The sequence below is a fragment of the Aequorivita echinoideorum genome (genome assembly GCF_018476645.1).
GTDB lineage: Bacteria > Bacteroidota > Bacteroidia > Flavobacteriales > Flavobacteriaceae > Aequorivita > Aequorivita echinoideorum.
Genome location: NZ_JAHCTB010000001.1, coordinates 568,616 through 581,473, shown reverse-complemented (window position 1 = coordinate 581,473; position 12,858 = coordinate 568,616). Strand labels below are relative to the sequence as shown.

At 39.6% G+C, this 12,858-nt stretch carries 12 protein-coding genes; 1 reads left to right on the top strand and 11 read right to left on the bottom strand.

Translation table 11 applies throughout. The annotated features are described in order from the left end of the window. Positions 1-12: 12 nt before the first annotated feature. The 11 genes from KIV10_RS02730 to KIV10_RS02680 all read right to left on the bottom strand — a co-directional run bounded on the left by KIV10_RS02730 (position 13) and on the right by KIV10_RS02680 (position 11,885). Positions 13-642 (bottom strand): carbonic anhydrase family protein, encoded by a 630-nt coding sequence (locus KIV10_RS02730; RefSeq protein ID WP_214111946.1) that lies wholly within the window; start codon positions 640-642, stop codon positions 13-15. A 49-nt stretch (positions 643-691) separates the two neighbouring features. Beyond that, a complete protein-coding gene (locus KIV10_RS02725) occupies positions 692-2,272 on the bottom strand; it encodes a SulP family inorganic anion transporter (RefSeq protein WP_214111945.1) in 1,581 nt (526 codons plus the stop codon). 139 nt (positions 2,273-2,411) lie between these two features. Further along, positions 2,412-2,705 carry a hypothetical protein gene (locus KIV10_RS02720; RefSeq protein WP_214111944.1) on the bottom strand — a complete coding sequence of 98 codons (294 nt, stop codon included), beginning with the start codon at positions 2,703-2,705 and terminating at the stop codon, positions 2,412-2,414. 67 nt (positions 2,706-2,772) lie between these two features. Further along, positions 2,773-3,480, bottom strand: coding sequence for a tetratricopeptide repeat protein (locus KIV10_RS02715; protein ID WP_246516161.1), 708 nt, complete (start codon positions 3,478-3,480; stop codon positions 2,773-2,775). A 49-nt stretch (positions 3,481-3,529) separates the two neighbouring features. Then, on the bottom strand, positions 3,530-5,302 hold the full coding sequence (locus KIV10_RS02710; RefSeq protein ID WP_214111943.1) for a BatD family protein: 1,773 nt from the start codon (positions 5,300-5,302) through the stop codon (positions 3,530-3,532). A gap of 3 nt (positions 5,303-5,305) precedes the next feature. Then, complete coding sequence (locus KIV10_RS02705) at positions 5,306-6,154, bottom strand: tetratricopeptide repeat protein (RefSeq protein ID WP_317194696.1); 849 nt, start codon at positions 6,152-6,154, stop codon at positions 5,306-5,308. A gap of 82 nt (positions 6,155-6,236) precedes the next feature. Continuing rightward, the gene (locus KIV10_RS02700) at positions 6,237-7,283 is read right to left on the bottom strand and encodes a VWA domain-containing protein (protein WP_214111941.1); all 1,047 of its coding nucleotides are present in this window, start codon (positions 7,281-7,283) and stop codon (positions 6,237-6,239) included. 1 nt (position 7,284) lies between these two features. Further along, positions 7,285-8,289 carry a vWA domain-containing protein gene (locus KIV10_RS02695; RefSeq protein WP_214111940.1) on the bottom strand — a complete coding sequence of 335 codons (1,005 nt, stop codon included), beginning with the start codon at positions 8,287-8,289 and terminating at the stop codon, positions 7,285-7,287. After that, positions 8,279-9,886, bottom strand: a complete 1,608-nt coding sequence (locus KIV10_RS02690; RefSeq protein ID WP_214111939.1) for a DUF4381 family protein — start codon at positions 9,884-9,886, stop codon at positions 8,279-8,281. Before KIV10_RS02690 ends, KIV10_RS02695 begins: the two co-directional genes overlap by 11 nt. A 49-nt stretch (positions 9,887-9,935) precedes the next feature. Beyond that, a complete protein-coding gene (locus KIV10_RS02685) occupies positions 9,936-10,799 on the bottom strand; it encodes a DUF58 domain-containing protein (RefSeq protein WP_214111938.1) in 864 nt (287 codons plus the stop codon). Between the two features lie 81 nt (positions 10,800-10,880). After that, positions 10,881-11,885 (bottom strand): AAA family ATPase, encoded by a 1,005-nt coding sequence (locus KIV10_RS02680; RefSeq protein WP_214111937.1) that lies wholly within the window; start codon positions 11,883-11,885, stop codon positions 10,881-10,883. 209 nt (positions 11,886-12,094) lie between these two features. On the opposite strand from KIV10_RS02680, the gene KIV10_RS02675 reads away from it, so the two are divergent. Then, a complete protein-coding gene (locus tag KIV10_RS02675; RefSeq protein WP_214111936.1) occupies positions 12,095-12,850 on the top strand; it encodes an SDR family NAD(P)-dependent oxidoreductase in 756 nt (251 codons plus the stop codon). Positions 12,851-12,858: the final 8 nt, after the last annotated feature.

Sequence of the window (12,858 nt, the reverse complement as noted above, 5' to 3'; positions counted from 1 at the left end):
TTCAGTCTTTAGCTATTCAAAAAAACGTACGCCGCCGGAGTTGATGTCGTACATAGCGCCAACGACATCAATTTCGTTATTGTCTTCCATTTCCTTTAAAATGGGGCTCATTTTTCGAATATTTTCGATCGCCATGGCAACGTTTTTCTCGGCTACGGCATCTACAAATTCTGAATTTTTTGAATTGCGGAGGTTTTGTTCTTTTGGCTCCTTTGTATCCTCAACGGCAGGTTTTATTTTTGATAACATGCCAGTAAGGTTGCCCAATTTGGCATCATCGCAAGCACCTTTTATGGCACCACAACTTGTGTGGCCAAGAACCACAATAAGCTTGGTTCCAGCCAGTTTACAAGCAAATTCCATACTTCCAAGAATATCTTCATTTATAAAATTTCCTGCAATACGGACACTGAAAATATCGCCGAGGCCTTGATCAAAAACAAGTTCCGCAGAAACCCGGGAATCTATGCAGCTTAAAATTGTAGCGAATGGAAATTGACCTTCACTGGTATCGTTTACCTGTTCAAGCAGGTTTCGGTTCGCTTTTAAATTATTCTGAAACCTTTGGTTGCCTTCCTTTAAAAATTGCAATGCCTTTTGGGGCGTCATCGTGGCTTGGGTTTCTTTTGTGTGTGCTTTCATAGTTATTATTTATTTTATAATTCGTTTAAAAATTTTTCTATTATTGAAGTTATTGTGTTTTTTGGTCAACGTCAATTACATCAATAAAGCTATCAGGATTATTGATGGTGCCGCTTTCAGATATTAAGGTAATCGAAATATTCCGTTCTTTCGCCTTGTAAAGAAAATCTTCTAAAATTTCAATAATATCGTAATCCAAAAAGCGGGTTTTGGTAATATCAAGTTCCAAAGCAGTGTTCTTCGGCAATCGTTCCAATTCGTTTAAAATTGCACCTTTGTTAATAAAAGTCACCTCTTCTGCAAGGGTCATTTTCATATTTTGGCGCCCATTGATTTTATCTTCTTTATGAAGAAAATGCGAGTTTTGATAGCTTTTGATAACAATTACCAAAATGCCTATTCCCAGTCCTAAGCCTATACCTACAAGTAAATCCGTAAAAACGATTCCCACAACGGTTACCAAAAAAGGAAGCCATTGTTTCCAGCCCAATTGGTACATTTTCTTGAATAAAGAAGGTTTCGCGAGTTTGTAACCAACCATGAGCAGGATGGCAGCAAGTACCGCAAGCGGAATCATATTTAAAAATCGCGGAATTAGTATTACTGAAATTAAGAGCAAAAATCCGTGTATTATAGTTGAAAGTTTTGTGCGCCCGCCGGATTGTACATTCGCAGAACTTCTTACAATTACCTGCGTTATTGGCAATCCTCCAATGAGTCCAGAAACGATATTACCAGTACCCTGCGCAAGCAATTCCCTATTGGTAGGGGTTACATTTTTGTGGGGATCAATTTTATCTGCTGCCTCCACGCACAGAAGGGTTTCTAAACTAGCAACCAACGCAATAGTAAAAGCTACAATCCAAACATCGAGTTGCAGGACGACGTCAAAATTCGGGAAACTGAATTGCCCCAAAAAGGAATCCAAGCTTTCGGGTACAGGAACTTCTACCAAGTGTTTTCCCGTAATAGCAAGAGTTTCATCTCCTTGAACAAGTAAATGGAACAAAATACCCAAGACTACCACCACAAAGGGCCCTTGAATTATCTGGAATATTTTTGATTGTTTGCTCAACACCTTTTCCCAAAGTATCAATAAAACAAGACTTACAATACCAATTAAAGCTGCGCCCGGTGTTATATTGCCAATAATAGCAAATAATTCTGAAAAGGTATTTCCGCCATCAATTTCATAAAATTCAAGATCCCACGCAGATTCTTCATCATAACCAAAAAAGATGGGAATCTGTTTTAAAATGATGATTATCCCAATACCGGTAAGCATACCCTTAATTACAGAGGAGGGAAAATAATAACCGATGATACCGGCCTTAATAATTCCGAAAATTAATTGAATTACCCCCCCAAGCACTACGGCTACTAGAAAATTTTCGTAACCGTCCAATGTGCCTATCGCTGTAAGTACGATGGCAGCAAGGCCCGCCGCGGGACCACTTACGCCAACTTTTGAACCACTAATGGAACCAACCACAATACCGCCAACAATACCTGCAATGAGGCCGGAAAAAAGCGGTGCGCCACTGGCCAGTGCAATTCCTAAACATAGGGGCAGTGCTACAAAAAACACTACAATACTGGCGGGAATATCTTTATTTAAATGTTTGAACATGAATATATGTTTTGAATGCGAAGTTCCTCGCATTATTTATAAGAAGTTTGATGAGACTAAAAAGTGGCAAGTTGATTGCCTCAGACGCATGCTGTTTTTTTTGAGAAAGTTAAGGTAGCATCCGCGGCAGAAGGTTTGCCTAGACGAATTTGGGAGGGGGAGAGACAACCTCAAGAAATACCAATTTGTAATTAATGAGATAATATTGAAATTTTTCCTTCTGTTTCTTCAAAAATAGAATGGTGACCAAATTTGATTTATGGTCATCTGTCTTAAATTCAGAGGAAAGTTTTGTTGATTTGCTGGAGTTTTCTTCCTCGTTCATTGAAAAATACGAAGATATATCATACTTCATTCCAGTAAGCTTAATTACCGCCGGCGCCAAGAGAAAATTGGCAAAAACAAGCATTAATATGATACTGGGTACTTTCAATTTGAAGAATTTAAGATTACCAAAAATACTAAAAGTGTTCTAAATCGCTGTTACTGTAATATAAAAATTAAAGCTGCTTAAGGTCAGACCCGGGTATCCAGCCATCCTTACCATCTGCAAGTTCAATTCTATACCAGCTATCTTCTTGGGCGGTTATTTGGACTTTGGTTCCTTCGTGAAGAATAAATGCCGTGGAACTGCCCATTTTTGGTTCACTTTTAATCTCGGTTTCTTCAGAAAAAATAATGGCGGGTTTATTATTTTTAGAATCGCCGAAAGTTGCAAATGCCATAACAAGAGCGCCTACCAGTAAGAAAATACTAACTATTGAAGTTGAAAAGAGCAACCGCTTTTTCCTTTCTCCCGAAGAGAAATAATAAAGAAGAAATAAGGTAACAAAAAGGATAGAAAACAGCACGGCCAATATTGCCCAACCGTTATAAGTAAAAATTCCAGAAATACTTTCATACCATTTCGAAAAAACAGTCTGCGGAAGTGGCTCAATTGCATCAATCCGGGCATTTTCGGCGAAAGCCAAATTGTTTAAAACCTCACTATCGTTAGGCGCCAGTTGCAATGCCTTTTCGTAATAATAGATGCTGGGTCCAATGTTGTTAAGCTTATAATGCGCATTTCCCAAATTGAAATACAGTTCTTCGGAATGCTCGCCTTTATCCAGAATTTGCATCCAGGATTCAATAGCCTGTTGGTATTTCCCATTTTTATAAAGCTCTTTTCCTTGGTCAAAAAGTTGGGCGTTTTGTCCGAAACTCATTATTGAAACCAAAAAAAATAGGTACAGCAACTTTTTCATCTTCCTCATTTTACTGTATTTGCTTGTCAATATTTGAAATAATATCAACCGCTTGGTTGTAATCTTGCTGGATTGTGGCCTGGCTGCTGCTGGCGTAGCGTGCATATTCGCAGCTTTTCAAAATTTTTATAAAATCGTTCACCACAGCGTCATCCACATTTCTTTCTTTCAATAAATCTGAAATTCTATCCTTGCTCATTTCTGAAGTTTCAATATTCAACTTTGCCTTTAGGTAATTGTGCAGCGCACGCTCCAGAGATTCGTAAAAAGTAGCGGTGTTACCAATATTTCTTTTCGCTTCTGAAAGATATTTTCTTGCAAGTTTATTCGCTTTGCGAAGCTTATTTCCTTCCACATCTGCCAAGCGCGATCTGCGTTTTTTGCCTGCCAGAATAAATAGCGGAATCAACAAGAATGGACCGCCAAGCAGTGACCAAAACAGAGCCGATTTAAAGAACGGCTCCTGTGCTATAGGCTGTAAATTTGAATCCAGTTTTATGTATTTGAAATTTTCTTTTGAAAGAACAATCGGGTTTTTTGTATCAGAAGCGTTCTGCGTGGGGTTCGAAGCTGTAAGTGGCCCGTTTTCCACGTCAATAATTATTTCTTTTGAAGAAATGGTGCGGTATCGCTCAGTCTTTGGATCAAAAAATGAAAATGTAATGGGATTTATGGGATAATTCCCTTTAAATTGTGGAACAATGGTATACGTATCAGTTACCGAACCCTGCATTCCTGTGCTCGTTGTGGTTATGCTTTCTTCGTGCTCAGGTTCGTAAACTTCCAGCGAACTGGGCAATTTTAAACTCGGAAGATCAAATAACTTTAAATTTCCCTTACCGGTCACTTTTACATTCAATTCCAAAGATTCATTGGCGTTAAGTGAAGTTTTATTCGCTGAAAAATCAAATTGGAAATCTCCCACCGCACCGTTGAAGCCATCCGGCCTACCCTCGATGGGCAGTGGTTTTACTTTTATGGTTCGGTTTCCAGCAGAGATGGTTTTGTTGACACGCTCTACCACCCTCCTACCAAAAAAATCGCGACGGTTTCCGGGCACGTCAATGGGGACATCAAGCGTAAGCGGTTCAATGTTAAGTTCTCCGGTTTTTTGGGGATAAAGTACGGTGGTTCTTAAAATTACATAGCGGTAATTTTTCCCTTCGTACTGTCCTTCATATATTTTGAAATTATTTTGGTTGTCAATATTTTGGCTCCAGAAATCGGCATATTTTGGCGTGTCAATTTCGCGCCAATTACTGGTAATACTTACATCGTGGGAAACGTAAAGTTTGTAGGTTACCGTGATTGCTTCGTTTAAATAGGGATTTGAGTCTGAAACTTCAGCAACCAGATGTACATTTTCACTCGCCACATATTCTGAATTATTTCCATCTTTCGGAACATCAACGGCAGCGGTAACTTCAACCGCAACGGGAAGTGTTTTATAAGTTTCGCCGTCTATTTCAATAGTGGCCTGACCTATGGTAAATTTTCCGCGGGATTGTGGCGCCAAAAAATAGGAATATGTTTTTGAAAAGCTACGCTTACCATTAATCCAGGAGTTGCTGATGGATTGGTTGGGGCCACCCACAACCCGAAAATTATCAAAACTTGGCGGATTAAAATTATCGCCGTCTTTGTTCATTTCAAAATCTACCCGCAGGCGCTCGTTTATGCCTAGCGATTTTTTACTCACTTTGGCATCAAACTGAACCTGCGCAACGCTGGCGGCGCTGCAGAGCACAATTGAAAAAAGGAATAAAATTTTAATCATCTTCATAATCTACCAATCTTTACTGGACTGTACTTTGGCGCCTTTTTGTTTTTCGGCGTTTACTTTATCCTGTACTTTTTTCTCTTCGTTATTCATTGCCTCAAGCAAGCTTTTCACTTGCTGTGGAGAAAGTTGTCCCGGTACGGGCTGTTGCTGTTGTGGTTTATCGCCATCTTTTTTGTCTTTTGGCTGGTCCGGTTGGCCTTCATTTTTATCGTCCCCTTCCTTTTTATCTTTATTTTCGTCCCCTTTATCCTTTTGGTCCTTATCCTCCCCTTGGTCGCCCTTATCCTTTTGATCCTGTTTATCCTGCTGATCTTCTTTATCTTGATTTTCTTTGTTGTCCTGATTTTTATCATCATTACCATCGCCACCCTGCGGCGGATTTTTCTCCAGCATATCTTTTGCCAAAGCTAGATTGTAACGGGTCTCATCATCATTGGGATTGTTCCGAAGCGCATTTTTATAGGCTTCAACGGCTTCCGCATATTTTTTTTCGTTCATAAAGGTGTTCCCCAAATTATGGAAAGCTTTGTGTTTTTCGCTTTTTTCAGTAGCAACGGCAGCGGCTTGTTTGTAGCGCAGCATGGCTTCGGCATTTTTCTTTTTTCCGTAATAGGCATTCCCAAGGTTGTATTTTCCGGTTTCGTCCTTTGGGTTCAATGCTATGGCTTTACGATATTCCGCTTCCCCGGGAACAAAATTTCCTTCATTGATTTGTGCGTTGGCTTCACTTAAATAATTTTTTGATTGCTTTATATCTTTCTGAAGTTGTTCATTTTCTTGTGAAAAGGCCAGGTATGAAATCAATAAACTTGAAATCATCACCATCCAATTTTTCAATATTTTTATTTTCATCATCATTCTTTTTTATACCTACAAGGTTTTAAAAACCTCGCAGGAGCCTTTTGAAAACCTTGCAGGAACCTTTTGGAAAATTCTATTCGTTCTCCCGCTTTTCATTAAACAGGTTCAGTTTTTTAAGCCACGCAGTTTTTCGTTCCAAAAGGAATACATCCAGTACCAACAAAAATAATGCCCCTGCGAGAAACCACTGGAATTGGTCCTTAAAATCAGTGAATTGCTTGGCTTCAAATTCATTTTTGTCCATTCCATTTAAAATGGCCTTCACTTGGTCCACAACTCTTTTGGTATTGCTTCCATCAATATATTCACCATTGGCCTGTTTCGCAATATCCCGTAGGGTTTCTTCACCCAAGCGCGTAATCACCTGCTCATTGTTTTGGTCGCGTTTATAATATTGAAGAATTCCATTGCTTTTTATGGGAATAGGGCCACCCTCAAGCGTTCCCACGCCAATAGTAAAAATGCGAATGCCCTTTTTTGCAGCCTCATCCGCTATTTCTGAATAACTTCCCTCGTGGTCTTCCCCATCTGAAATGATGAAAAGAACACGGTTTGCCTGCCCCTCATCGTCGTAAAAAGTTTCTGCCATTTCTATGGCTTCAGTAATTGCGGTGCCTTGTGATGAAACCATATCGGTATTCATTCCACTTAAAAATAATTTAGCCGAAGAAAAATCAGTGGTGATTGGAACTTGTGGAAATGCACTACCCGCGTATCCTATAATTCCAATTCTATCGCCCGCAAGGCTGTTTATTATTTGTGTAATTAACTGTTTTGATTTTTCGAGACGGTTGGGCGCAATATCTTCCGCCAGCATACTTTTTGAAACATCCAAAGCAAAAACAAGATCCACGCCCTCACGTTTTACGGTTTCCAGTTTGGTGCCAATTTTTGGGTTGACCAAAGCAAAAGTCAAACAAGCAATGGCTAAACAAAGCACTAAAACTTTCAAAACTGATTTAAAAACTGAATAATTGGGGCTCAATTTCTTCAGTAATTCTTTATTTAAAAACTTATGTTGTGTTCGTTTTTGCCAAAATAAAAGCAGCAAGAAAAGCACCACAACCACCGGAATGGCGAAGAGAACATAGAAATATATGGGTTGCTCTAATTGATACATTTTAAATAAATCCTTTGAATAAAGTGAATCTTAAAAGGGTTTCAAAACCGATCAAAACCAAAGCGAAAATTGCCCACGGACGAAACATTTCATCATAATTGGTATATCGAAATTCCTCAATATCGGTTTTTTCCAATTTATTTATTTCATCATAAATCTGCTGCAATTTTGTGTTACTGGTCGCCCTAAAATATTGACCTCCAGTTGTTTTTGCTATTTCCTGAAGCAGGGCTTCATCAATTTCCACCTGTACGTTGCCATATTGAAAGCTGCCGTCCGGACGAATACCAATGGGAGACATTGCCAAACCATTGCTCCCCAGACCAATGGTGTACACTTTTATGCCGAATTCCACTGCAAGTTCGCTCGCAATCTTTGGATCGATAAACCCTGTATTGTTTACCCCATCTGTCAACAAAATGATGACCTTGCTTTTTGCGCCGCTTTCTTTTAGCCTGTTTACGGCGGTTGCCAAACCAGAGCCGATGGCCGTTCCGCCTTCAATTACCGTGTTGTATTGAATATTTTTAAGAGAGGAAAGCACAATGCTTTTATCGCTCGTCAATGGCGTGCGCGTGTAACTTTCCCCAGCATATTCCACCAAACCTATACGGTCGTTAGGTCTTTCGTTTATAAATCGAGCCGCTACGGTTTTTAATGCTTCGAGTCTATTCGGTTTTAAATCGCGCGCTAGCATACTCGCGGAAACATCAATTGAAATTACGATGTCAATTCCCCGCGTGGTTTTTGTTCGTGTGGATTCGTCCACGGTTCTGGGCCGCGCCATAGCTATGATCAATGCCGAAAGCGCTAAAAGACGAAGTACAAAAAGTAATGGCTTTAGTTTCGCCAACCAATTACTTCCACTCTTGAAACCCTGTATGCTCGAAATTTTTAAGGCCGCGTTTTGTTGCTTTCGTTTCCAAAAAAACCAAAGTATCAATACTGGAAGTAGGAGAAACAACCAGAAATACTCAGGATTTACAAATTCGAAGTTATTGGGCATTTTGTTCTGTAATTTCTATTTCGATTGAATTTATAATTCTTTCCTTTATTTCTTCGGCATATTTATCGTCTTTCAAATACACTACCAAAACCCCTTGAAGCGCGGCTTCCTGTTTGAATGCTAAAAGTTCATAATTCAGCTTTTGATTCATGGTTTTTCCATTGGGAAGCTTGGCATCAAATTCACCAAAGGCACGAATTCCCTCAATACCTTTTTCTGTTGAAAAAGGTTCTTGCTTTACCACCATGTTTGTTGCACCCATTTGTTCCATCCCGCTTAAAAATGATTCTAAACCTGCATTCATATCTATCGTTACACTTTGACCATAGATAACTGTATTTACGGTAACGATAAATTGACCCACCATACTGCCGTATTGAAATTGGTTCATTGAAAGTATGGTTCCGCTTAATTGTTCCGGTATTTCCATCTCTTTACGAACCAAAACTTTTGGGGTTTCAATAATAACGGCCGGATACCCATATTCGCTCCGTATCCATCTTCCCTCAGCCAGTTCTTTTGTTGGGTGGCCAATAATATTTTCTTTCAAGAACGAGTAGCCCAACGTTGCGATTAAGATTGCAGTAGTTATTGCCAATACAAAAAAACCACCAACAATACCTATAATAATTCTTTTTCGCCTTCTTTTCTTTTGCTGCAGTTCTAAATACTCTTGATTCTTTAAAAGCTCTTCCTCTGTGGGCTCCGGAACAGCTTCGTGAGTTTCATTGATTATTTCCTCGATGGTTTTGCGGTCCACTTCGGCCTGACCGGAAAGTTGGTTCATTTTTGCAAATTTTACCAAATCTGCCCGTTTGAAAATCTGGTCCAACTTTCTGATGGTTTCTTTATCAAAATCAAAATTCCCAGCATCTTTGTGCATCATCAAACGCGTAATAAGCTCATCACTGGTACTTTCCAAAGCAGATTCATCCACTTCCCTGTCTAGATAACGCTTAACGATTTCAGTGAGATTGCTGTAATATTCCTTGCTTTTGTTTTCTTTTAAAAGTTGTGTGTTATCGAGTTTTTTAAGGGCTACAATCGCTTCTTCGTAGGGAGGAAGCTGTCTTTCGGCGGCTTCTTTTCTTTTTTTTCTTCGGAAGAAATAGAATACCAAACCAAGAATAAGTATTATGGGAAGCAGCCAATAAAGCAGTAAAAGCCAATCGAATGGTGGATTTTTTACTTCTATCGCCGCTTTTATGTCGTACATTTTTTGCTTTGTAGTATCAACCACAACGTCATTCACCTCCACATTTATGGAATCCGTGAAAAACGGCTTGTTGTTTATGATGATACGCTGCGGCGGAATGGTGTAGCGGCCACTATCAAACTGCGTTAAACCGTATTTTTTTATGAACCTGTATTTTGAAGCTTCAAAAGTGGTATCGGTTTTATAGGATTCAATCATTTCCAAAGGCAGAAATGTTTGTTCCTCGGGGAAAACTACAACATCTGTGGTGTCTGCCTGTACTTTTATGGTATAAAGAATCTGTTCGCCTATTTTAATTTTGGTGGAATCAATGGATGAGGTAACTTGGGCGTTTGCGAAAAAAGAACAGAGAAAAAAGAATAGCGAGAAGAGAAATCCCAATTTTCTACTTTTCAAAATAATATGCAGTCTAAAATCTAACATCTAAAATCTAACGTCTTTTGAAATACCCCAACAATTTTTTCACATAACTCTCGTCCACTCTACAACTAAGCGCTCCGGCACCGCTTTTTGTAAAGGATTCCACAAAATAGTCTACCCGCTCGCGGTTATATGCGTAGTAGCTATTTCGCATAGCTTTGGAGCCCGTGTTTACCAGCATCAACTCGCCCGTTTCCTCATCGAGCATTTGCACCATACCTAAATTTGGAATTGCCTCTTCCGCTTTGTCATAAACCCTTATTCCGGTAAGGTCATGCTTTTTTGCGGCTATTTTAAGGGTATCGCGGTAATTATCAGCAATAAAATCTGACAGCACAAAAACAATGGCTTTTTTCTTCATTACGTTGCTCAAAAACTTCAGAGCTTTTGCAACATCGGTTTTGTTGCTTTTTGGCTGAAATTCCAATAACTCGCGAATAATTCTTAGTACGTGTGACTTTCCTTTTTTCGGAGGAATGTAAAGTTCAATTTCATCTGAAAAAAGTATCAGTCCTGTTTTATCATTGTTCTGCATCGCCGAAAAAGCGAGGGTTGCGGCAATTTCAGTAATAATTTCATTTTTGAATTGGTCTTCCGTCCCAAAAAATTCGGAGCCGCTTATATCTGCCATCAGCATCAACGTAAGTTCGCGTTCCTCCTCAAAAACTTTTACGAAGGGTTCGTTGTACCGGGCGGTTACATTCCAATCGATATTGCGCACGTCGTCGCCAAACTGGTATTGGCGCACTTCGCTGAATGTCATCCCGCGACCCTTAAACGTACTGTGGTATTCGCCACCAAAAACGTGATCGCTCAACCGCCGCGTTTTGATTTCGATTTTCCGTACTTTTTTAAGAAGCTCCTTTGTATCCATTTTTTCAGTATTCAGTTTTCAGTGTTCAGTATTCAGAAAAGTTTTGAAACTGTTTACTGAATACTGCGGCTGCATACTTTTTTACGGTACTTCAATTACGTTTACAATCTTGTTGATTATTTCTTCGGAAGTAATGTTCTCGGCCTCGGCTTCGTAAGTAATGCCAATTCTGTGGCGAAGCACGTCGTGTACCACGGCACGTACGTCTTCAGGAATTACATAGCCGCGGCGGCGAATGAACGCGTAACATTTGGCGGCAATGGCAAGGTTGATACTTCCACGTGGCGAAGCGCCGAAATTTACAAGAGGTTTTATTTCTGAAAGTTTGAAATTCTCTGGAGTACGTGTAGCAAAAATTATATCGAGGATGTATTTCTCAATTTTTTCATCCATATAAACTTTCCGAACTGCAGTCTGTGCGCGCTTTATTTGTTCAATTGTTGCAACAGGATTGACCTGTTCGTAATTGCCTTTCAGGTTTTGGCGGATGATTAATTGCTCTTCAGCAATTTGCGGGTATTTAATTACCGTTTTCAGCATAAAACGGTCTACCTGCGCTTCTGGTAATGGATAGGTTCCTTCCTGTTCAATGGGGTTTTGGGTTGCCATAACCAGAAATGGCTTGTCCAGCGTAAAAGTGGTTTCACCAATGGTAACCTGTTTTTCCTGCATGGCTTCCAAGAGTGCGGATTGCACTTTGGCAGGGGCCCGGTTGATCTCGTCAGCTAGTACAAAATTTGCAAAAATGGGACCTTTCTTTATACTGAAATCGTTTACTTTCATATTGTAGATAAGCGTTCCCACAACATCGGCAGGAAGCAAATCCGGCGTAAACTGAATACGGCTAAACGTACCGTGAACTGCTTTAGAAAGCGTATTGATGGCAAGTGTTTTGGCAAGCCCGGGAACACCTTCGAGCAGAATGTGCCCTTGCCCCAAAAGACCGATCATAAGCCTTTCAACCATATGTTTTTGGCCTACGATAACTTTGTTCATTTCCATGGAAAGAACGTCTACAAAGGCGCTTTCCCTCTCAATTTTTTCATTTAATGCCCCAATGTCAAAGGTCGAATTTGTATTTTCCATACCGTAATTAGATTCAATTTATAGTCTTCCCAAAATGACGGTGCAAATTGAAAATTTATTGCAGAAAATCCTGTTAATAATTGGTTAAAATAGAAAAACTCAGAAATGAATTCCAGCGCAGAAGAGTCGGGTTTTGTTAAGGTTTTACATTATCGAATATTTGCACGATTCAAACGATTCAGAAATACTATTTTTAATAAAAAATAAATATGAAAAACAAAACGGCGTTTATAACAGGCGCAACTTCAGGGATAGGAATGGCAACTGCTAAACTTTTTGCAAAAAATGGGTTAAAACTGATTCTCTGCGGAAGGCGCGAGGCAAGACTAAAAAATCTTGCAGCCGAGCTTTCTGCTTTAACGGAAGTTTTTACACTGAATTTTGACGTAAGAAATAAAAACGAAGTTTTTTCAGCTATAAAATCACTTCCGAAGAAATTTTCAGAAATTGATATTTTGATAAACAACGCAGGAAATGCACACGGTCTCGATACAATTGACGAAGGAAATACGGACGATTGGGATGCGATGCTGGATATTAATGTAAAAGGGCTGCTATACGTCAGCAAAGCTATTCTTCCAAAAATGATAGAGCGGAAATCTGGCCAGATTATTAACATAGGCAGCACCGCCGGAAAGGAAGTCTACCCAAAAGGAAATGTTTATTGCGCAAGCAAGCATGCCGTTGATGCCATAAATCAAGGAATGCGTTTGGATTTAAACGGAAAAGGTATAAAAGTGGGCGCCATAAATCCGGGCTTGGTGGCAACGGAATTCAGCGAGGTGCGTTTTAAGGGAGATACCCAAAAAGCCGAAAATGTATATCAAGGATACACGCCATTGAAAGCGGAAGATATTGCTGAGGTTATCTGGTTTGCCGTAACCCGTCCGCCTCACGTAAATATTGCCGATTTGACGGTTATGTGTTTGGATCAAGCGAGCAGTACAATTATAAATAAGGATTAGATTAAAAT

Excerpts from the sequence above, each read along its gene's own strand:
- KIV10_RS02710 (WP_214111943.1), bottom strand. The coding sequence starts at position 5,302 with ATGAAGATGATTAAAATTTTATTCCTTTTTTCAATTGTGCTCTGCAGC.
- KIV10_RS02695 (WP_214111940.1), bottom strand. The coding sequence starts at position 8,289 with ATGCCCAATAACTTCGAATTTGTAAATCCTGAGTATTTCTGGTTGTTT.
- KIV10_RS02685 (WP_214111938.1), bottom strand. The coding sequence starts at position 10,799 with ATGGATACAAAGGAGCTTCTTAAAAAAGTACGGAAAATCGAAATCAAA.
- KIV10_RS02725 (WP_214111945.1), bottom strand. The coding sequence starts at position 2,272 with ATGTTCAAACATTTAAATAAAGATATTCCCGCCAGTATTGTAGTGTTT.
- KIV10_RS02700 (WP_214111941.1), bottom strand. The coding sequence starts at position 7,283 with ATGTATCAATTAGAGCAACCCATATATTTCTATGTTCTCTTCGCCATT.
- KIV10_RS02680 (WP_214111937.1), bottom strand. The coding sequence starts at position 11,885 with ATGGAAAATACAAATTCGACCTTTGACATTGGGGCATTAAATGAAAAA.
- KIV10_RS02675 (WP_214111936.1), top strand. The coding sequence starts at position 12,095 with ATGAAAAACAAAACGGCGTTTATAACAGGCGCAACTTCAGGGATAGGA.
- KIV10_RS02715 (WP_246516161.1), bottom strand. The coding sequence starts at position 3,480 with ATGAGTTTCGGACAAAACGCCCAACTTTTTGACCAAGGAAAAGAGCTT.
- KIV10_RS02705 (WP_317194696.1), bottom strand. The coding sequence starts at position 6,154 with ATGAAAATAAAAATATTGAAAAATTGGATGGTGATGATTTCAAGTTTA.
- KIV10_RS02730 (WP_214111946.1), bottom strand. The coding sequence starts at position 642 with ATGAAAGCACACACAAAAGAAACCCAAGCCACGATGACGCCCCAAAAG.